Consider the following 19779-nt stretch of genomic DNA (forward strand, 5'->3'; position numbering starts at 1 on the left):
AAGTACAACCTCATGACGGGCTCGGAGAGCGGTGTCAGCCGGGCCGTACTGACCGACCACGGCAAGATCACCGGTCTGCTCGAAGTGGTTCGGACCCCCAGCGCGATGCTGACCAACCCGGCGATCCTGACCGGCGCCGCCGGACTCATGGCGCAGCTCGCGATGCAACAGACCATGGAGGAGATCACCGACTATCTCGCCGTGATCGACGCGAAGGTCGACGCCGTGCTGCGCGCGCAGACCGACGCCGTGGTGGCGGACATGATCGGGGTGGAGTTCGTCATCGACGAAGCCCTGACCATCCGCGAGCAGGTGGGCCGGGTCTCCGAGGTCACCTGGTCGAAGGTGCAGGCCACGCCGGTGCCGCTGGCCCGGACCCAGGTGTACGCGTTGCGGCAGCTCGACGCCATCGCCGAGAAGCTGGAGACCCAGACCAAGGTTGGCGACCTGGCCAAGGCGGCCAAGGAGGCCGAGAGCAAGGTTCAGGAGTGGCTCGCCGTTTTGGCCCGCTGCTTCCAACTCCAGGACGCGGTCGCCGTGCTCGAACTCGACCGGGTGCTGGACACGTCCCCGGGAGAGCTGGAGGAGCATCGCGTCGCCATCCGGGCCGCCCGCCGCAACCGCCTCGACCTCATCTCGCGCAGCACCTCGCGCCTGTTGTCCCGGATGGACGCTGCCGCCGGCACCGCCAACGCGAAGGTGCTGCTGAACCCGAGCACATCCCGTGCCGTGGTGCACTCGACCAACCACGTGGCGACCACCGTCGTCGACTTTCACGGGCGGCTCGGCCTCGAACGCGACCGACGGTCGTGGGATGCCAGGCGGTGGCTGGACGCCGCCGTGGAAGTGCGTGACAAGGTCCTCGAAACGGGGACCGAGGTACGCGACAAGGTCCTCGACACCGGAACCGGGGTGGGAGAGAAGGTTCTGGAGACCGGGGCGGAGGGTGTGGGCGTCGCCAGCCGGTTCGGTGTGGCGGCCTTCGGCCGGGCCAGGTCGATGATGGGCAGGGCCTCCGGCGAGATCGCCGAGCGGGCGCAGCGCCAGTTGGGCAGCAGAGAGGAATCCTGATCGGCGGGCGTTGTCGTCCCTGGTGCGAGCATTCCGCGCACCCCCGCCGCCGCTTGACTTCTTCTGCCGACCGGCCGCGAGCACATGGACGATCTGGTCCATCAAGTCGCCAGTGCGGCGAGGCCCGTCGGACCACCTGGCGCCGCCGTGTCGGACGGCAATCGCTGCTGGGCGCACTCGCCGACGGTGAGCAACGTTTGCCGCCAGCCAGCACATCGGCTTACCATGGACGAGATGGTCCAATTACTGATGTCGCGATCATGCGGCCGCTGCTCTGGGAGGGGCGCATGGCAGTGATTTCACGCGGTTTCGGTGGCCGCCGACGCGACGACACCGATCTTCCGCCCGGCCAGTACCGCACTGACGACTTTCCGGTGCTGTCGGCGGGGCCCACGCCCCGCATCGGGCTCGACACGTGGGAGCTCGCCGTCATCACCGAGATTGGCGAGCGGAGCACGTGGTCATGGGCGGAGTTCACCGCCCTTCCTGCCGACGAGACAACCGTCGACATCCACTGCGTCACGCACTGGTCGAAGCTCGGCACTCGCTGGCGGGGCGTCTCGGTGGACACGTTGCTGGCCGATGTCGAATCCTCGGCCGAGTACGTCGTCGCCCACTCCTACGGCGGCTACACCACGAACATTCCGCTTGAGGACCTTCTCGACGGCCAGGCCTGGGTGGCGTACGAGTTCGACGGCGAGCCGCTGGCTGCGGTGCACGGCGGTCCGGCCCGCCTCCTCGTTCCGCACCTGTACTTCTGGAAGAGCGCGAAGTGGCTGCGCGCCCTGGAACTACGTCACGACGATGAGCCTGGGTTCTGGGAGACGGCCGGCTACCACAACTACGGTGACCCGTGGCGCGAGCAACGCTACCTGGCGGACTGACCTGGCGGCCGGCGACCGTCGCGGGCACCAGGGCGGAGACCGCGACGGCGCGGACGGTGGTCCTCGACGTCGACGGCTGGGTGGGTCACGTGCCGGGCCAGCACGTCGACGTCCGGTTGACGGCTCCCGACGGTTACACGGCGCAGCGCAGCTACTCGATCTCATCCGCCCCGCTGGCCGACCGGTTTGAGGTGACAGTTCAGACGGTGGCCGACGGTGAGGTCTCGCCGTACCTCGTCGATGTCGCGGAACCGGGTGACCAGCTTGAGATCCGTGGGCCGCTCGGCGGCTGGTTCGTGCGCCGACCCACCGATCCGCGCCCGGCGTTGTTGATCGGCGGCGGATCCGGCGTGGCGCCGCTGATGTCGATGGTGCGGGCGGCGACGGCTCCGACCAGGCTGCTCTACTCGACCCGGTCCCCGTCGGACGCGCTGTTCACGGCTGATCTCGCGAGTGCAGAAGCCGCAGGAGGCGGTCTTGTCGCCGTCACCCACGTCTACACCCGGGTGGCGCCCGCCGGCTGGCCGGCCCCACCTCGACGACTGGACGCGGACACCCTGGCCCGCGTCGCGTGGCCCCACGACGCCGACGCCGTCGCGTTCGTCTGCGGGCCCACCGGATTCGTCGAGACCGTGGCCGACCTTCTCGTCACCATCGGCCACAACCCGGCGACCATCCGCACCGAACGCTTCGGACCCACCAAAGGATGATCATGTCGACCACCACCGTCGGAGCAGACGACCCACACTGGGTGGACGGTAACGCCCTCGCCGGCCCGCTCGGCGAGATCATGGGGGCCGACCTCACCGTTGCCGACCTCACCTGCGCCGGCTGCCGGATGACCCGTCCGCTGGCCGCGATGCGCGTCTTCGACCGGGCGCCCGGCCTGGTGGCCCGCTGCCCCGGCTGCGGGGACGTCGTCATGCGCCTGGTACGCACTACCGCGCGGGCCCTGGTAGACCTGCGTGGATCGCTCGTGGTCAGCCTCCCGCTGCCGCGGGTCTGAGCACGAGATTCGAACAATCGCGACGAAGCGGGATTCAGGAGACAGTGTGGCGAACAACGCCGAAGACATGATCGCGTTGACCAGCGCCGAGCAGGACTCGGGCGACTCGACCCTGCCGCCCGCCGGCCCGGCTGACGCGGAGGACTTCGTCATCACCAACAACAGCGCGGACGGCATCTACGAGGCCACGGTAGGGGGCCGGACAGCGGCAGGGCTCGTCTACAGCACGGCCGGGGACCGCGTCATCCTGTCGGCGACATCCGTGTTCCCCGAGTTCCGGGGGAAGGGAGTGGCGAGCAGGCTTCTCGGCGGCGTCCTCGACGAGCTGCGCGGGCAGGGAAAGACCGCTGCCGTGACGTGTCCGTTCGCGGCAGCGTTCGTTGATGCTCATCCCGAGTACGCCGACGTGCTGGACCCGACATTCCGGTCACACCCCGGCCAGCGAGGGCACTGAGCACCCGTCGGCACGCCTGAACGCGCCCCGACCGCTGTCCCCCGAGTCCTTACGAGCGAACGCGGATGATCGTCTTGCCGGTGGCCCGTTCGGTCGGGTTGAGGGCGGCGACGGCGTCGTCGAGGTCCGCGACCTTGGCGATGTTCGTCAGCAGTCGCCCGTCCCGTACCCGCTGGACGATTTCACCCAGTTGGGCGCGATCAGACGTCACGACGAAGTCGATCGTCAGGGCGTCCGCGGGTCGCACCTCGGGCGGCCCGACGACGGACACCATGCTTCCGCCGGCGCGAATCAGGCCTGCCGACCGCTTTCCGATGTCACCGCCGATGACGTCGAAAACCAGATCGATTCCACCGACGTCTTCCAGGACGTCGTTCTCGAGGTCGACGAACTCCTGCGCGCCGAAGTCGAGCGCCCGCTGCCGGTCGGCGGCGCGCCCGGTACCGATGACGTAGGCGCCGAACTCATGGGCGAGCTGCGTCACCATCGAACCGACAGCGCCGGCCGCGCCGTGCACGAGGACGCTCTGCCCCGCCCGGAGGCGGCCGTGCTCGAAGAGTCCCTGCCAAGCGGTCAGGCCAGAGATCGGCAGGCTCGCGCCCACCGTGAAGTCGACGTCGCCGGGCAGCGGTGCGAGGTTGCGCGCCTCGACCGCCACGCACTCCGCCAGGGTGCCGTCTCGGCTCCAGTCAGTGAGGCCGAAGACCCGCTGCCCCACTGACAGCCCCGTCGTGCCGTACCCGAGTGCGCTGACCACTCCGGCCAGTTCGTGCCCGGGTACCGACGGCGTCCGGTCCCGACCGAGGCGATCGGTCCAGGTCGAGGGCCACGTCAGCTCGGTCGGCACAAATCCCGACGCGTGAACCTGGACAACGACGTCGTTGATGGCAGGTTCCGGCGCAGGCCGGTCCACCAACGTCATTCCGGCCGTTCCGGCGGCCTCGTCGGTCACCACGATCGCCTTCATCAGATACCTCCTGGATTCCGCCCTCGCCGCACTGCCACGAGAAGCACTGTTCGTTCCCAACACCGGCGGCGCCACGCCTCGGCGCCGTGCCACACCACGCCGACCGGTAGCGACCGGAGTGCGGTGGGGTGTCGGCGGGAACGCCTGTCGACCTCGATGCCGACGGGCGAGTCGGCCAGCTCGTCGGCCGTCCCGAACCTAGTCATGGCAAAAGTGGTCTGTCAAGTCCAGTATGCGACCGTCCAGTCATCGCCGCAGCCGCAGTAATTGCAGTTCAGGACCGTTATAACGAGACCTCTTCGGGCGAGGATGGACTTCTGTTTGGACTTTGGCGTCCAGGTGTGACGACGGCTGCGGGAATACGGCCGGCCCGGAGATTGTCTGTACCTGCGAGTCCAGGTGCGCTCCGCCTGGCTCCGCAGCTGAGGCCACGAAGGGAGAGCTGTGCACCAGCAGACCCAGTACCACAGGAACCCGGAGGCCGTTTCGCGGCTCAACCCGGAGCAGTACCGGGTAACCCAGCAGGACGGCACCGAGCGACCGTTCGCCAACGCCTACTGGGACAACCATGAGCCCGGCATCTACGTCGACGTCGTGTCCGGCGAGCCACTGTTCGCGTCCGTCGACAAGTACGACAGCAACTCCGGCTGGCCGAGCTTCACCAGGCCGATCGCCAGGACGAACGTCGTGGAGCGCCAAGACTCGAGCCACGGAATGATCCGGACCGAGGCCCGCTCGTTGCACGGAAACAGCCACCTCGGCCACGTCTTCAATGACGGTCCCCCCGAGGAGGGCGGACTGCGTTACTGCATCAACTCGGCGTCGCTGCGGTTCATCCACCGCGACGACCTGGAAAACGCGGGGTACGGCGAATACCGCACCCTGTTCACGAGTGACACCAACACGGGCACGACATCAGCCAAGGAGACGATGTGAACACCGAGAAGGCAATCCTCGCCGGCGGCTGCTTCTGGGGCATGGAGGAGTTGTTCCGCCGCCAGCCCGGCGTCGTGTCGACGCGCGTCGGGTACAGCGGCGGCGACGTCCCGAACGCCACCTACCGCAACCACGGCACCCACGCGGAGTCCATCGAGGTCGTCTACGACACCGACAAGACCGACTTCCGGGCGCTGCTCGAGTTCTTCTTCCAGATCCACGACCCGTCGACGAAGAACCGCCAGGGTAACGACATCGGCCTCAGTTACCGCTCGGCGATCTTCTACACCAGCGACGAGCAGAAGCGGGTCGCCGAGGACACGATCGCCGATGTCGACGCCTCGGGCCTGTGGCCCGGCAAGGTCGTCACCGAGGTCACCGCGGCAGGAGACTTCTGGGAGGCCGAGCCGGAGCACCAGAACTACCTGCAGACGTACCCCAACGGATACACCTGCCACTTCCCTCGCCCGGGATGGAAGCTGCCGAAGCGGGCGACTGCCTGACACCCCCGGCGGGGCGCCGACCCGGCGACCCCCCGCCGGTCCGCACCCATCCAGGTCTCTCACCTCGGCTCTCGCCGGAGTGCGGCACCCGAGACGTCGCGGCACAACACCGGAAACCCCATTTCCGATAGGACCAGATGGTCCATAAAAGCTGCCTCTAAAGATGTCTGGCGGTGCGGAAACACGGTCATTGGGGCGACGCATCGGGTAATGGGACGTGACACGAGATGGACTCAACGGTCCCATTCGCACGAGATTATCTGGCGCGCTGGATACACTTGACAGATGAGCGACGAGCAGGTGGCTGCGCCGACGAATAGGCGGAGGATCAGTCAACGGGGCATCGCGACCCGCGAACGGATCCTCGACGCAGCGAACCGGCTGATGCTCGTGCGCGGAGTGAACGCGACGACCCTCGACGACATCCGCGAGGCAAGCCAGACGAGCAAGTCCCAGCTCTACCACCACTTCGCCGACAAGCAGGAACTCGTGCGCGCCTTGGTCAAGTATCGAGGCGCGCTCGTGCTTCAGCGCGAGCGCGCGGGGCTCGAACGACTGAGATCGTTCTCCGGGCTGGTCCGGTGGCGCAACGCGCTGGTCCAGGCCAACTCACTCAACAACGGTAAATACGGGTGCGGCCTCGGGTCGATGGCCCTTGAGCTGTCCGATCAAGATGAGCAGGCTCGATCGTCGCTGTCGGAGACGTTCGCGGCATGGGAAAAGTTGATCAGTGATGGTCTGCACCGGATGCGGGACAGTGGTCTCCTGCGCCCGGACGCCGACCCGGAGAAATTGGCCACGGGGTTGATGGGCGCACTACAAGGCGGCTACCTGCTGGCGAACGCCGCGCACGACGTCGCCCCGATGGAAGTCGCACTGGACATGGCGCTGGACCACATCAAATCGTTCCTCGTGCAGCCGTCCGGTGAACCGACCCGTTAATTGGCCCTATTGGTGGTGATGAGGCTGCTCGCGGTGGGTGCGAGCAGCCGGAGGTCGATGAGGGCGTCATCGTGAGAGCGAGGCGCCGCAGCTTGCGCAACCACCGCCGGCAGTGTTGATTCCGCCGTCGACGACGCTGACTCCCGCCCGGCGGGCATCCAGTTGCAGCCGCCACACCAAAGGGACCCGTAGGTCCAATTAAAGCCTTGGCATCGATCAGGCCAGTCCGGGAAATGATGTCGCGTGCCACCAATTTGCCCAGCTTGGGCTGCCAGCTGTCGAGATTCACCCGCCGAAGGCGGCTCTGAGCTGACTAGCCGATTGGACTATCTAGTCCGCGAAGGCTAACCTCCGGACGTACCGACCCCGGGCTGACCTGCCTGGCCACGGCCCCGCTCAGACTGCGGCGCGGCTGCTGCCAGCTCGGTATCCCTGGACCTTCACCACTGGATGTAGAGGAAGGCGCGGCTGATGGAAACCACCCATGATCATGTCGTCGCATCGGCCCGAGTTGTCCTTCCGGCCACGGAGCGCCGACGCACGGACATGACCACCCGCGGCTTCACCCTCGTCGCCGACGAACCGCACAACGGCGCGATCGGTGACGGCCCCACCCCGACCGAGTACCTGTTGATGGCGCTCGCCTCGTGCACCGCCCAGACGCTGCGGCAGTACGTCGACTACAAGTACGACACCGCCGGCGATATCACCGTCGAGATCAACTACCACGAACCCGAGCAGGAAGGCGCGGAGCGCTACCTGCAGCGCACCATCACGCTCAGCGAGGACCCTGACCCCGACGACCTGGCGGTGATGCACGAGATCGCCGAGAGGTCCCCGGTGACCCTGCTGATCCAGTTCGCGTGGAGCGTGCGGACCGAGTTCGTCGGACCGCGCTGAGCACACTGCCGGCGACGGCTACGGCCGCGGGCGAGCCCTCTCTCGTGGATGTCGCCGGGGAGTGCTCCAGCTATCCGTGCTGGCTCGGTCAGCACATCGAAAGGTGACGGGTGACCGAGACCAGCACCAGCCGAACCTCCGGAAGCGGCACCTGAGGTCATCGCTGCGGGCGTTCCTGCGAATCTGACCAGCCAGGCCCACGCCGGGCGGATCGACAGTGACATCGACTCCGCCGACAGCAGCGGCGTGTCCGGCACCCCGACGTTCTTCATCAACGGCCGCCGCCACTACGGCGCCTACGACATGACGGCCTTGACCGAGGCCGCTCCGCAAACCCCAGAAGCAGAGGTACGACCCGGAGCAGGCGGTTCGTACCGCTATGGACATCCCCTGCACTGGTGTTGTCGTTGGGACGTGGAGGAGGTCACCGCGTGGATACCGGTTTTCAAAACGTACGGCTGAACGCCACAAACGAACACCTCATGGCGCTGGCGAATGCCGGGGCCGCAGCGTTCGGCCATACCGCCACCCTGCGGGTGGACCGGGCCCTGGCCCAGCTTCTGCGGTTACGCGTCGCGCAGCTCAACAATTGCAGCTACTGCCTGCTGGTGCACCACGCCGCCGCCCGTACCGCCGACATCCCGTCCGCCAAGGTCGAAACCCTCACCGCGTGGTGGGAGACGCACCTGTTCACCGAAGAGGAGCAGGCCGCGCTGGCCTACGCCGAGGCGTTGACCCGGGCCGCCGACGCCACCGTCAACACCCGGCTCCAGGAGGCGCACGACAGGATGGCTGCGCACTTCACCGAGGACGAGATCCTGGAGATCGTGGGCGTTGTCATCAACATGAACGTCTGGACGCGACTCAAGCTCGCCGAGGGTGCCGTGCCCACCACGGCGACTCCCGGGTGAGGCGACGTCATCTGCGGCCAGCCGCCCACGGTGTCGAGCCGGGACGGGCTTGTCCCATCCCCGTGCTCTAATCCCGTCATGCATGTCGTCGTCTGCGGCGCGCTCGTCACCAACGGCGCGGTCCTGCTGGTCCACCGCAGCCCGGCCCGCCGGGCGTACCCGGATCTGTGGGACCTGCCCGGAGGGCACGTCGACGCCGGCGAGTCGGAGCTCCAGGCCCTCGCGCGTGAGATGCACGAGGAGCTCGGGGTGCACATCGTGGCGCGGTCCTCGTCACGGTTGGGCGACCTGCGTGCCGGCAGCGGCGAGGACGCCGTCAACGTGGGCGTCTGGCACATCGCTGACTGGGTCGGCTCCCCCACCAACCGGGCACCCGAGGAGCATGACGACATCGCCTGGGCCACGCTCAGCCAGATGGCCGAGCTTCCGCTCGTGTTCGACGCCCTGCCGGCATTGCTTCGATCGCTGCCGGAGTTCGGCCTGCTGCCCCGCCACGACGAAGACGGTTAGCGTCCGGCGGGCTCCGATTCACCACCACGCCCCCGGGCACCACAACCGGCGCACTCACGATAGACATTGCCGAACTTCGATTAATTCCGCTCTGTGTCTGGTGGGTTTCCGTAGGACTGCTCTACCGTCGACACATGGTCTCGCGTCGATCTGTTCTGCGGGCGGTGCCGCTTGCCGCCGCCGCCCTCACCGCCGCCCCAGGTCACTCCCGTTGGCTCGGCTCGTCGTCGACCTCGACGGATGCGGCCCGCGTACCACCGGACCCGGCCACGATGCAGGCCGCCGCCACCGCGGTTCGTGGCTTCACGGCCGACCTCTACCGCACACTGGCCTCGACTGAGGCAGGCGGAAATGTGGTGTGCGCACCGTACTCGGTCGGGCTCGCGCTCGCGATGACCCGGGCGGGCGCCCGCTCGACGACAGCCGACGAGATGGACGCCGTGCTCCACGCGCCGCACCCGCGTCCCAGCGCGCTCGACAGCGGGCTCAACACCGTCGATCAGACGCTCGCCGAGCGCTACCAGAACGGGGACGGAACCAAGCAGCCTCGGCTGACCACTGCCAACGCGTTGTGGACACGACGCGACCTGTGCCTGCGGCCCGGGTTCCGGGACACTCTGGCCGGCTACTACGGCGCCGCGCCGCATCCGGTCGACTTCGGCGGCAACCCGGAGGGGGCCCGCCAGGAGATCAACACCTGGGTGTCCGATCGGACCAACGCGAAGATTCCGGAGCTGTTGCAGCCAGACGGCGTCAGCCCCGACACCCGCCTGATCCTCACCAACGCGATCTACCTCATGGCGGCGTGGAAGTACCCGTTCACCCCCACCGCCACGGCGCTGGGGCCGTTCACACGGGATGACGGCAGCGTCGTCGACGTCTCGATCATGCGCGGGCCGTTCGACCGGATGGGCTACCTCGAGGGCGACGGTTGGCGCGCGGTCGACGTGCCGTACGCGGGCGACGGGCTTGCCATGGCCATCGTCATGCCGACCAGGGGCGACCTCGCCGCGGTCGAGGCGAACCTCGACGCCACCTGGCTGGGCGCGTTGCTGACCGGGTTCCAGGTCACCGACGTCCAACTACGCCTGCCCCGATGGAGGTTCCGTCTGCCGGCCGAGCTGGGAGCCGCGCTGGGCAGCCTCGGCATGCCCACGGCATTCACCGCACAGGCCGACTTCACCGGCATGAGCGCTGACCCGTCCCTGTGCATCGACGACGTGGTGCACGAGACGTTCATCGCGGTGGACGAGAAGGGCACCGAAGCCGCGGCCGCGACGGCCGTCGTCGTCCGGCCGCCGTCGATTCCGCAAGGGCCGCAGTTCTTTGTGGACCGACCATTCCTGTACGTCATCCACGACCGCCTCACCGGCGTACCGCTGTTCCTCGGCCGGGTCCACGACCCCTTGGTCACCGGCCCAGCCTGAGCGAAAGGCGGAATTGGCGTCTCCCTGCCCAAAGGCGGCCTTCCACAACGTGAGCGCAGGGCGAATCGGCTGGCGCAGGCAGAGCAGAATGGACGGCATGGGAGAAGCACAAGATCGAGCAGTCGCTATCGTCCAACGTGCCGCCGGAAACACAGTGGCACCTGCGGTTGCAGCTCTCCTGACGGTGGCAGCGGCGGTGCTCAACAGACCAGAACTCGGCGTCGCAGCCGTTCCCGCCAGCGCACTTGCGGGCTCCGTCGTGGAGGAGTCGGTGTCGTTGGTTTACCGCCTCTGGGCTGCGGAAGGTGCACAGCGCTTTAGCGAGGCCGTTGAGTCGGAGAGCGGATCAACTGTCGATGACCTCGCTGCGGGAGAGCAATCCGATCGTAAGACCCGGCAGTTGCTGGGCGAGGCCGTCGGGGCCTCAACCACCACAGCCGACGAGTGGAAGATCAGGGTGCTCGCTCGGGCCTTTGTCGTGGGCGCAAAAGACAAGTCCAGAGCTGACGAGATGCGCATGCTGATTGCACTCTTGGAGGATTTTGAAGGGGTCGACGCGCGATGCTTGTCAGTGATAAACAAGGCACCTGAGCAGTTCCGCGTAGAAGATATCGCCAAGCGAGACAGAGGCATCGCCCATGTTGCGCCGATCCTCGTCCAGAAGTTGGCAAAGTTGACCTTCATCGAAGCGGTCCCACGTAGTCAACAACACCTGTCCGGCGAGGAAAGAGATGAGTTGCGGGACGCGCAACAGACGATGGGCAAGCCTGAACCACGGTTGCCGACGAACTACCGGCTTACGGACTTGGGACAGACGGTCGCTCATCTCCTTGGCCGTATAGGTGCGCTCCCTCGTCAGCACCCTGCCGAGAGCGCTGACTGAGGAAGCACGACAGCAGTTGCCTGAACTCCTGCGGGTGTTCGATCGCCGGCACGTGCCCGCATCGGCCGAACACGTGCAGACGGACGTCGGTCAGGTGTTCGAGCAGGGGCTGGGTTGCCGTTTCGAGCGGAGTGATGCGGTCCTCGGCGCCGTGCACGAGCAGCACGGGCGCGCTGATCGCTGCCAGCGTTCGCGCCGAGAGGGTGAGGTCGTCGACCCATCGTGCCCGGGGTGGAGGGAACAACGACGCGAAGGCCGCCTCCCCCGCTCGCATCGCGGCCGCCCGGGCGTCGACGGCCGATTCGGTCACGAGCGCCTGGTCGAGCACGAGGCGACTCAGCATGTCTCGTGCCCCGAGCGGGCCGGCGGGGGCGGCCCAGATCGCGTCGAGCCCGGCGGACAGGGGCGCGCCGGGGGCGCCCATCGTCGCGACCGCCACGACCCGGGTGACCTGTCGGGGGCGTGCGGCCGCCAACGCCAGCGCCACGGCACCGCCCATGGAGTGACCCACCACGGCGTAGTGCTCGATACCGAGAGCGTCCATCAGGCCCGCGGCCTGCTCCGTCCACAGCCGAAGCCCGCCCGTGGAGCCCGCCGGGACGGGCGTACGGCCGAACCCCGCCTGGTCAGGAGCCACGACGTGCCAGGACGTGCCGAGCGCCTGCGCCGTCGCTGCCCAGGCGCCGGACCCGGTCGTGCCGGGTCCGGAGCCGTGCAGCATCAGCACCGCGGGTCCGGTGCCGCTTTCCAGGACGTGGACCGGGGAGCCGTCGACCGTGACGGTCCGAAGTGCCGTCACCGGCACAGGCCAGCTGTGCTCATGCGGATGCGGGGTTGACGGACTTCGAGAAGACCTCCATCATCGCCCGGCCGAACTGCGGCATGTCGGGCCAGCCTCGGCAGGAGACGAGGTTGCCGTCCACGACGTCGGGAGCGTCGATGACGGTCGCGCCGGCGTTCTCCATGTCACCGGTGATGGGCGGAAAACAGGCCGTCTTGCGGCCCTTGAGCAGCCCGTACACCGCTGGCACCTGAGCGCCGTGGCACACCAGCGCGATGGGGAGGTTGCGGGCGAAGAAGTGCTCGGTGATGCGCCTGACGTCGGCGTCGACCCGGATCCATTCGGGGGCGCGGCCGCCGGGGATGATGAGGGCGTCGTAGCGCTCGACGTCGACGTCGGCCCAGGGCACGTCGACCGGCAGCTTCCGACCGTTCTTCTCCACGTAGGCGTCGGAGTTGGGGTCGAACTCGTGGATGACCAGTTGCACGTCACGCATCGTCCGTGACGAGACGTCCACGTCCCAGCCGCCCTCCTGCACGCGGTAGTAGGGATACATGGTGTCGAGTTCCTCGGCGGCGTCGCCGGTCAGCAGCAGCGCTCTGGGCACCTGCTTCTCCTCGCGTCTGGGGGCGGGTGAGGTGGTGGATCCGATCGAATCCAATCCGATCCGATTGCGCTAGCATTCCCCGGCCCGGCCCGCCCGTCAAGCGTCTGCCGCCATCCCGTCCGCGTCCCTGACGCCGTCGAACAGTCGCCGGAAACGCTCGCCGGAGCGCAGGATGTGCCGACGCATCGCGTACGCGGCGGCGTCCGGGTCACGCGCGGCGATCGCGGTTACCACGTCCTCGTGCTCGGCCATCGCCAGGTGCGTGACCTGGGTGTCGTGGTGGAGCCGGAAGAGGTGCACGTGGCTGTGCAGGCGAGCGAGCGCTTCACGGATGACCTGGTTCTCCGCGCTCAGGGCGACGAGATCGTGGAAGGCGGCGTCGCGTAGCCCGAAGGCGCCGTACGCCGTGGGTCCGTTGCCCCCTTCCAGCTCCGCCATCTCCTCCAGCATTCGTCGCAGACCGGCCACCTGCTCCGAGGTCGCGCGTTCGGCGGATCTGCGCGCCGCCGCCGGTTCGAGGAGCAGGCGGACCTCGAGCATGTCCTCGAATCGCTGGCGGGTGATGTGCGGAGGGATGCGGTAGCCGGCATGGGGCACCCGCACGACCAGGCCCTCGGCCTCCATGCGGTTCAGCGCGTCCCGGATCGGCGTCTGCGACACCCCCAGCTCTCGCGCCAGGACGTCGATCGTGACGCGGGAGCCGGCCTCGATCCGTAGCGACATCAGCTGTCCGAGCAGCGTGTCGTACACCTCGTCGGCAAGCCGGCCGCCGGATCTTCCCGGCGGCGTTCCGCCCGCGACGGCCCTACGGCCCCGCGCGATCATCGCTTCGTCGTCCATCGTGACGTGAGGTCCTTTCTTGCGCCTTCGGGAACCTGTTGACATCAGTCACAACGCTGCGACATGCTGACGCCCCACACCGGATCGTATAGGAAAAGCGCTGGATGATCTTCATTCTGCGCCATCGCGGAACCGCCCGCCATCGCACCTGTGACGCCAGCCCGCGGGTCGGCACCCCGCGACAGCCCGGCGGCGACACGCCTGAGCAACCCCGCAACTGCACGGCGAAGCACATAGCGAGGCCTTAGAAGTCCCCACCCCAGAAAGCAGGCCCGAAGATGCGATATCAGAAGCGAACAGGACGATTGTCCGTTCCCGCCCGGAAGGTGCAGCTGGCGACGGCAGCCATGCTGCTGATGGCCACGACCGTGGCGGCGTGCGGCGGCGACAGCAAGGACGACGGCGCGAAGGCGAGCGCCCCGAAGGCGCCGGCGGCCATCCCGGAGCTCACCAAGGACCCGCTGACCCTCAGCTTCATCTGGTTCGACTGGCCCCCCGCCCAGGCACTGGAAGCCTTCGCGAACGCGGAGTACAAGAAAGAGCGGCCGAACGCCACCATCAAGGTCAACACCGTGCCGAACGCCAACTGGCACGACGCGATGTTCACCCAGTTCGCCGCGCGCAAGACCGACTTCGACATCGCGATCCTGGACTCGCAACACATCGGCGAGGCCGTGACGAACGGCAACATCCTCGACCTCACCGACTTCGTCAAAGAGAACATCGACGTCAACGCCTACAACCCCTACCTCCTGGCGGCGTACGGTCAGTTCCCCCAGGCGGAGACCGGCAAACGCGACGAGAACGCCAGCCTGTACGGGCTGCCGCTGCTCGGCGACACCTGGACGATGATCTACCGCAAGGACCTGATCGGCGACAAGCCACCGCAGACCTGGGACGAGATGATCTCAGCCGCCGAGAAGTGCCAGGCGGACAACCCCGGTGTCAGCGGGCTGGCCTTCCACCAGGCCAACGGCTCCGACGCCGCGGCCGTCACCTACAACACCGTCAACGGCGTCTACGGCGGCAACCTCTGGGACCCCAAGACGCGCAAGATCGACGGTGTCCTCAACGACGCCGCCGGCCAGGAGGCGATGGACGTCCTGGTCAACAAGATGAAGCCGCTGACCGCGAAGGGCTCCGGCAACTGGTTCATCGACGAGGTGAACGCGGCTGTCGCTCAGGGCAAGGCCTGCATCGCGTTCAACTGGATCGCCGCGAGCGGCGGCCTGCTCGACCCGAAGCAGTCGACGCTCGGCACCAGCCGGGAGCAGATTCTCGACAAGCTGGGCTTCGCCACCCTGCCGAGCCAGAAGACGAACCTGGTCCCGCTCGGCGGTATGGGGATGCACATCTCGGCCTACTCCTCGAAGGCGAACCAGGCGGAAGCCCTCAACTTCATGAAGTGGTTCGAGCAGGCTGACGTCCAGAAGAAGTGGGCCGCGGCCGGTGGCGTGCCAGCGCGTACGGACGCCCTGGCGTCGCCGGAGTTCCTCAACGCCGGGCCGTTCAACAAGGTGTACGCCGACTCGGTGCCGCGGATGCGGGACATGTGGAACGTGCCCGAGTACGCGCGCCTCGTCGACATCGAGAACACCAACGTGAACGCGGCGCTCAACGGCGCGAAGAAGCCGAAGGACGCGCTCGACGACATCGCCAAGGAGCAGCAGAACGTGCTCGACTCCAGCAACCGCAAGGGCGGCGGCGGACTGTGAAAGACCCCGCACCGCTGACCACCGACCACCCCGGGCAGGTGGTGTCTGTGACGCCACCTGCACCGGGGCGGTCCCGGCGGCTGAGCGACCGCTGGCTCGCCGTCACGTTCATCTCCCCCGCGATGCTGCTGTTGCTCGGCATGTCGGTGTTCCCGCTGCTGTGGGCGTTGTACCTGTCCTTCACCGACTACTCGGCCACCCGCGGCGGGCCCGCCAACTTCATCGGGTTCGGCAACTACACCGCCATCCTGACGTCGGCGCAGGTCCACACGAGGGCCCTGACCACGCTGATCTACGTGGTCGGCGCGGTCGGCCTGCAGACGGTGCTCGGCTTCGGCATCGCCTACCTGATCTCCCGGCGCACGCGCGGGCGGGGAGCGCTGACCACCCTGTTCCTGGTTCCGATGATGCTGTCGCCGGTCGTGGTCGGGCTGTTCTGGCGGTTCATGCTCGACGCGCAGTTCGGCGTGGTCAACAGCATGCTCGGCTCGGTCGGCCTGGGGCAGGTGGAGTGGCTCACCCGGCAGCGGACGGCACTGGTCTCCCTGATCGTCGTCGACACCTGGCAGTGGACGCCGTTCATCATGCTCATCGCGCTCGCGGGCCTCACCGCGGTGCCCAAGTACCTCTACGAGGCCGCCTCGATCGACCGGGCCTCCGAGTGGTTCCGGTTTCGCACGATCACTCTTCCGCTGGTGTGGCCGCTGCTCCTCATCGCCGTGATGTTCCGGGCGATCGAGGCGTTCCGGCTGTTCGACCTCGTCTACATCCTGACCAGCGGAGGTCCGGGTGTCTCCACCGAGACGTTGTCGTTCCACATCTACAAAGTCGCGTTCCTGGGCTTCAACTCCGGAACCGCCTCGGCGTACGGGATCCTCATGGTCCTCGTCGTCATCGTCCTCACGCAGTTCTACCTGCGCTACCTGAACAAGCTCAAGGAGGACTGATGGCCGTCTCCGTTGACGAGGCCGTGTCCACCGGTCCAGCCCCGGACCACGGGCCCCCCGCGCGCCGCCTCGGCGGTCGGGGCCGCTCCGTGGTGGAGATCGCGCTGCTGACCGTCCTGGCCGTGGTGATGCTCTTTCCGGTGCTGTGGATGCTCGAGACGTCGATCAAGGAGAACCGGGACGTCTACGCCATCCCGGCCAAGTTCTTCGACTTCGCCGTCACTCTGCAGCATTACAAGGATGTGTTCGTCGCTCAGGGCGACGGCCGCACGCCGGTGTCCGTCAACTTCCTCAACTCGGTGGTGGTCGCCGGAGCTTCCACGGTGCTGGCCACCGTGCTGGGGGTCCCGGCGGCCTGGGCCTACTCACGCTTCGCGGTGAAGGCCAAGAAGGACCAACTGTTCTTCATCTTGTCCACCCGCTTCATGCCGCCCGTGGTGGTCGTGATCCCGATCTTCCTGATGTACCGGCAGATCGGCCTCTACGACAACAAGCTCGGCCTGATCCTCATCTACACCGCGTTCAACGTCCCGTTCACGATCTGGATGATGAAGGGGTTCGTCGACGAGGTGCCCGCCGAGTACGAGGACGCCGCCATGCTCGACGGGTACACGCGCCTGCAGGCGTTCTGGCGGTACACCCTGCCGCTGCTCGTGCCCGGCATCGCCGCGACGGCGGTCTTCGCCCTCATCTTCTCGTGGAACGAGTTCGTGTTCGCCACCTTCCTCACCTCCAGCGACAGCGTGCGGACGGCTCCCCCGGCCATCGCCGGCCTGATCGGCGGTACCACCACGGACTGGGGTCTCGTGGCCGCCGCCTCCGTGGTGTTCGCCCTACCGGTGCTCGTCTTCGCGTACCTGGTGCGCAAGCACCTCATCGCCGGTGTGACGCTCGGGGCGGTGCGACGCTGATGGCGGGCATCGAGGTGACCGCGCTGCACAAGCGCTACCCCGACGGAACGGTAGCGGTCGAGCACGTCGACCTGTCCATCGGCCACGGCGAGCTGTTCGTGATGCTCGGCCCTTCGGGTTGCGGCAAGACGACCACGCTGCGCGCCATCGCCGGCCTGGAGAGGCAGACGGCGGGCGACATCCGCATCGGCGACACGCTGGTCAACGACCTGCGGCCGGCCGAGCGCGACATCGCCATGGTGTTCCAGTTCTACGCTCTCTACCCGCATCTGCGAACCCGCGACAACCTGGCGTTCCCACTGCGGGCCGAGGGCCTGCCCAAGCAGGAGGTGAACGCGCGGGTCGAGGAGGCCGCCCGGCTGATGCGGCTCGGTCCGCTCCTGAACCGACGACCGCGCCAGCTGTCCGGCGGGGAGCAGCAGCGTGTGGCGCTGGCTCGCGCCCTGGTACGCCGACCGCGCGCGTTCCTGATGGACGAACCGCTCACCAACCTGGACGCGGAGCTGCGGGCGGACATGCGCACGGAGATCAAGCACCTGCAGGGAGAGCTGGGGGCGACGATGGTCTACGTCACCCACGACCAGGTCGAGGCGATGTCGCTCGGTCACCGGATCGCCATCCTCAACAAGGGCCGCGTCGAGCAGATCGGCACCCCGCTGGAGGTCTACGACCGTCCGGCGAGTCTCTTCTGCGCCGCGTTCATCGGCTCCCCGCCGATGAACCTGATCGAGGTGGAGATCGCCGACGGGCGGCTGCACGCTCAGGGCGGGTTGGTCCTGACGCCACCGTCGGGCCTGCCACGCGATCGTCGCCTGGTCGCCGGCGTCCGGCCGGAGGCGCTGGAGGTCACCGCACCGGGGGCGGAAGGCTCGATCCCGGCCCGGGTGGTCTCGGTGGAGTGGCTGGGCGACGAAATCATCTACGTGGTCGACCACGGCGGCCAACGTGACGTCCGGGTCCGGATGCCACCAACTGTTCGTTTCGCCGCTGACGCGAAGGTCGGGCTGCGGCACACCGGCGGAACCCCGGCGGTCTACGACGTGAGCACGGAAGAGCTGGTGGCCTGATGGGAACCGTTGCAGCACAAGGGCTGCGCAAGTCCTTCGGCAAGGTCCAGGCGCTGGACGGGGTGACGCTGGACGTGCCGGACGGCTCGTTCTTCGTCGTACTCGGGCCCTCCGGGGCAGGCAAGACGACGACCCTGCGAGCGATCGCCGGCCTGGAGAAGCTCGACGCGGGCACGGTACATCTGGACGGCAGGGACGCGACCGGCGACGCCCCGGCCGCACGCGACCTGGCCATGGTCTTCCAGAGCTACGCCCTCTACCCGCGACACACGGTGTACGAGAACATCGCCTCGCCGTTGCGGGCACGCCGCTGCTCGTCGAGCGAGATCGCCGCCGCCGTGCAGAAGATGTCGAGCCTGCTGCACATCGAACGCCTCCTGCAGCGTCGTCCCGCCCAACTGTCCGGCGGTGAGATGCAGCGTGTCGCACTGGCCCGGGCACTGGTCCGTAGCCCGCGCGCGTTCCTGATGGACGAGCCGCTGACGAACCTCGACCTCAAGCTCCGGGTCGAGATGCGCACCGAGCTCACCCGCATCCACCGCAGCCTCGGCGCCACCTTCGTCTACGTGACCAACGACCAGGTCGAGGCGCTGTCCATGGCCGACCAGGTCGCGGTCCTCAAGGAGGGCAAGGTGCAACAGGTCGGACCGCCGACCGAGGTGTACGAGCGTCCCGCCAACCAGTGGGTCGCCGGATTCGTCGGGAGCCCGCCGATCAGCCTGCTCACCTGCCGCGCCGAGGGAGATCGTCTGGTCGGCGCGGACGGCTGGACGCTGCCGCGACCCCGCTGGGCCACGGCTGAGGACGGTCAGGCGCTGCTGTTGGGCCTGCGCGCGGAGGACCTCTCCGTCGAGCAGCGTGGGGACGCGTCGTTGTCGGGCGAGCTCTACGGGCTTGAGCCGCTCGGTGACCGAACGGTGGTCGACGTCCGGGTGGGGACGGAGATCGTCAAGGTCAAGGCACGACCCACCGTCAGCGGTACGCCGGGCGAGCGACTGTCGGTCACCGTCGACCTGGACCGTGCGCACCTGTTCGACGCGGGCTCCGGGCTGTCGTTGTCCGAGGCGGGGCGGTAACCGCGGCCGGCGGCGACGGCACCACGCGCCAACGAGTGGCAGCCGGGCGCCGGCGGACCGTCAGCAGTGCGTACGGCCTGACGACGCCCGGCCGGGCGCGGCCCGAGAAGACGACCGGTGGCGTCGGTCCGTGCGCACAGCCGCGGTCGCTGAGCCACGACGGACATCACCAGGAAGATCACAGGAGGCGACGGAATGAGTGATCCGATGAACGTCCTGGCCCCGGAGCACCGGCGGCTCCGGATCGGCGACGCCTGGCGCGACGCCGCAAGCGGAGCCACGTTCGCCGTCGAGGACCCCGCAACCGGCAAGACCATCGCCGAGGTGGCGGACGCCGACGTCGGTGACGGACTCGCCGCGCTGGATGCGGCGAGCGCGGCGATGGCGGAGTGGGCGGCGACCCCACCGCGGAAACGGTCAGAGTTGTTGACAGCGACGTAC

General features: G+C 67.9%; 23 protein-coding genes and 1 pseudogene. 20 read left to right on the forward strand and 4 right to left on the reverse strand.

All coding sequences use genetic code 11. The annotated features are described in order from the left end of the window. The 5 genes from KBX53_RS02535 to KBX53_RS02555 form a co-directional block, all read left to right on the forward strand. On the forward strand, nucleotides 1-1071 hold a 1071-nt coding region (locus tag KBX53_RS02535), incomplete at its 5' end, for a hypothetical protein (protein WP_210857670.1). 287 nt (nucleotides 1072-1358) lie between these two features. Beyond that, the gene (locus tag KBX53_RS02540; RefSeq protein ID WP_210857681.1) at nucleotides 1359-1955 is read left to right on the forward strand and encodes a sulfite oxidase-like oxidoreductase; all 597 of its coding nucleotides are present in this window, start codon (nucleotides 1359-1361) and stop codon (nucleotides 1953-1955) included. After that, nucleotides 1925-2665 carry a ferredoxin reductase gene (locus KBX53_RS02545; RefSeq protein WP_309140698.1) on the forward strand — a complete coding sequence of 247 codons (741 nt, stop codon included), beginning with the start codon at nucleotides 1925-1927 and terminating at the stop codon, nucleotides 2663-2665. The genes KBX53_RS02540 and KBX53_RS02545 overlap by 31 nt, the downstream gene beginning before the upstream one ends. Before the next feature lie 2 nt (nucleotides 2666-2667). Further along, nucleotides 2668-2961 (forward strand): DUF6510 family protein, encoded by a 294-nt coding sequence (locus KBX53_RS02550; RefSeq protein ID WP_051708151.1) that lies wholly within the window; start codon nucleotides 2668-2670, stop codon nucleotides 2959-2961. A 46-nt stretch (nucleotides 2962-3007) separates the two neighbouring features. Beyond that, entirely contained in the window at nucleotides 3008-3415 is a 408-nt protein-coding gene (locus KBX53_RS02555) for a GNAT family N-acetyltransferase (RefSeq protein ID WP_210857671.1), read from the forward strand. A gap of 49 nt (nucleotides 3416-3464) precedes the next feature. Here KBX53_RS02555 and KBX53_RS02560 read toward each other — a convergent pair whose 3' ends face one another. Next, on the reverse strand, nucleotides 3465-4382 hold the full coding sequence (locus KBX53_RS02560; protein ID WP_210857683.1) for an NADP-dependent oxidoreductase: 918 nt from the start codon (nucleotides 4380-4382) through the stop codon (nucleotides 3465-3467). 444 nt (nucleotides 4383-4826) lie between these two features. On the opposite strand from KBX53_RS02560, the gene msrB reads away from it, so the two are divergent. The 9 genes and pseudogenes from msrB to KBX53_RS02605 all read left to right on the forward strand — a co-directional run bounded on the left by msrB (nucleotide 4827) and on the right by KBX53_RS02605 (nucleotide 11394). After that, entirely contained in the window at nucleotides 4827-5318 is a 492-nt protein-coding gene (gene msrB, locus KBX53_RS02565) for a peptide-methionine (R)-S-oxide reductase MsrB (protein WP_210857672.1), read from the forward strand. Further along, a complete protein-coding gene (gene msrA, locus KBX53_RS02570) occupies nucleotides 5315-5821 on the forward strand; it encodes a peptide-methionine (S)-S-oxide reductase MsrA (RefSeq protein WP_030328375.1) in 507 nt (168 codons plus the stop codon). Before msrB ends, msrA begins: the two co-directional genes overlap by 4 nt. Before the next feature lie 285 nt (nucleotides 5822-6106). Further along, nucleotides 6107-6763: a TetR/AcrR family transcriptional regulator gene (locus KBX53_RS02575; RefSeq protein ID WP_210857673.1), complete on the forward strand. Its 657-nt coding sequence runs from the start codon at nucleotides 6107-6109 to the stop codon at nucleotides 6761-6763. Nucleotides 6764-7309: 546 nt separating this feature from the next. Beyond that, nucleotides 7310-7663 carry an OsmC family protein gene (locus tag KBX53_RS02580; protein ID WP_051708153.1) on the forward strand — a complete coding sequence of 118 codons (354 nt, stop codon included), beginning with the start codon at nucleotides 7310-7312 and terminating at the stop codon, nucleotides 7661-7663. 177 nt (nucleotides 7664-7840) lie between these two features. After that, nucleotides 7841-8125: pseudogene (locus KBX53_RS02585) on the forward strand (DsbA family protein); the annotation flags it as partial. Between the two features lie 20 nt (nucleotides 8126-8145). Then, on the forward strand, nucleotides 8146-8574 hold the full coding sequence (locus KBX53_RS02590; RefSeq protein WP_210857674.1) for a carboxymuconolactone decarboxylase family protein: 429 nt from the start codon (nucleotides 8146-8148) through the stop codon (nucleotides 8572-8574). Nucleotides 8575-8652: 78 nt separating this feature from the next. After that, nucleotides 8653-9084: an NUDIX domain-containing protein gene (locus KBX53_RS02595; protein WP_210857675.1), complete on the forward strand. Its 432-nt coding sequence runs from the start codon at nucleotides 8653-8655 to the stop codon at nucleotides 9082-9084. Between the two features lie 134 nt (nucleotides 9085-9218). Then, nucleotides 9219-10511 (forward strand): serpin family protein, encoded by a 1293-nt coding sequence (locus KBX53_RS02600; RefSeq protein ID WP_210857676.1) that lies wholly within the window; start codon nucleotides 9219-9221, stop codon nucleotides 10509-10511. A gap of 88 nt (nucleotides 10512-10599) precedes the next feature. Then, nucleotides 10600-11394 (forward strand): hypothetical protein, encoded by a 795-nt coding sequence (locus KBX53_RS02605; protein WP_210857677.1) that lies wholly within the window; start codon nucleotides 10600-10602, stop codon nucleotides 11392-11394. On the opposite strand, the gene KBX53_RS02610 is transcribed toward KBX53_RS02605, so the two are convergent. The 3 genes from KBX53_RS02610 to KBX53_RS02620 form a co-directional block, all read right to left on the reverse strand. Then, nucleotides 11309-12193: an alpha/beta hydrolase gene (locus KBX53_RS02610; RefSeq protein WP_309140699.1), complete on the reverse strand. Its 885-nt coding sequence runs from the start codon at nucleotides 12191-12193 to the stop codon at nucleotides 11309-11311. The genes KBX53_RS02605 and KBX53_RS02610 overlap by 86 nt on opposite strands. A gap of 19 nt (nucleotides 12194-12212) precedes the next feature. Beyond that, nucleotides 12213-12782: a DJ-1/PfpI family protein gene (locus tag KBX53_RS02615; RefSeq protein WP_210857678.1), complete on the reverse strand. Its 570-nt coding sequence runs from the start codon at nucleotides 12780-12782 to the stop codon at nucleotides 12213-12215. 96 nt (nucleotides 12783-12878) lie between these two features. Beyond that, nucleotides 12879-13622: a GntR family transcriptional regulator gene (locus tag KBX53_RS02620; RefSeq protein WP_030328395.1), complete on the reverse strand. Its 744-nt coding sequence runs from the start codon at nucleotides 13620-13622 to the stop codon at nucleotides 12879-12881. Nucleotides 13623-13978: 356 nt separating this feature from the next. On the opposite strand from KBX53_RS02620, the gene KBX53_RS02625 reads away from it, so the two are divergent. The 6 genes from KBX53_RS02625 to KBX53_RS02650 all read left to right on the forward strand — a co-directional run. Then, nucleotides 13979-15337, forward strand: a complete 1359-nt coding sequence (locus KBX53_RS02625) for an extracellular solute-binding protein (protein ID WP_245233510.1) — start codon at nucleotides 13979-13981, stop codon at nucleotides 15335-15337. Nucleotides 15338-15384: 47 nt separating this feature from the next. Further along, nucleotides 15385-16284, forward strand: coding sequence for a carbohydrate ABC transporter permease (locus KBX53_RS02630; RefSeq protein WP_036410793.1), 900 nt, complete (start codon nucleotides 15385-15387; stop codon nucleotides 16282-16284). After that, nucleotides 16284-17195 (forward strand): carbohydrate ABC transporter permease, encoded by a 912-nt coding sequence (locus tag KBX53_RS02635; protein WP_030328402.1) that lies wholly within the window; start codon nucleotides 16284-16286, stop codon nucleotides 17193-17195. The genes KBX53_RS02630 and KBX53_RS02635 overlap by 1 nt, the downstream gene beginning before the upstream one ends. Beyond that, nucleotides 17195-18262: an ABC transporter ATP-binding protein gene (locus tag KBX53_RS02640; RefSeq protein ID WP_030328404.1), complete on the forward strand. Its 1068-nt coding sequence runs from the start codon at nucleotides 17195-17197 to the stop codon at nucleotides 18260-18262. The genes KBX53_RS02635 and KBX53_RS02640 overlap by 1 nt, the downstream gene beginning before the upstream one ends. Continuing rightward, a complete protein-coding gene (locus KBX53_RS02645; RefSeq protein ID WP_210857679.1) occupies nucleotides 18262-19338 on the forward strand; it encodes an ABC transporter ATP-binding protein in 1077 nt (358 codons plus the stop codon). Before KBX53_RS02640 ends, KBX53_RS02645 begins: the two co-directional genes overlap by 1 nt. Nucleotides 19339-19533: 195 nt before the next feature. Further along, the coding region (locus tag KBX53_RS02650) for an aldehyde dehydrogenase family protein (protein WP_210857680.1) at nucleotides 19534-19779 on the forward strand (246 nt) is incomplete at its 3' end.

This window comes from Micromonospora sp. M51 (assembly GCF_018070305.1).
Lineage (GTDB): Bacteria > Actinomycetota > Actinomycetes > Mycobacteriales > Micromonosporaceae > Micromonospora > Micromonospora parva.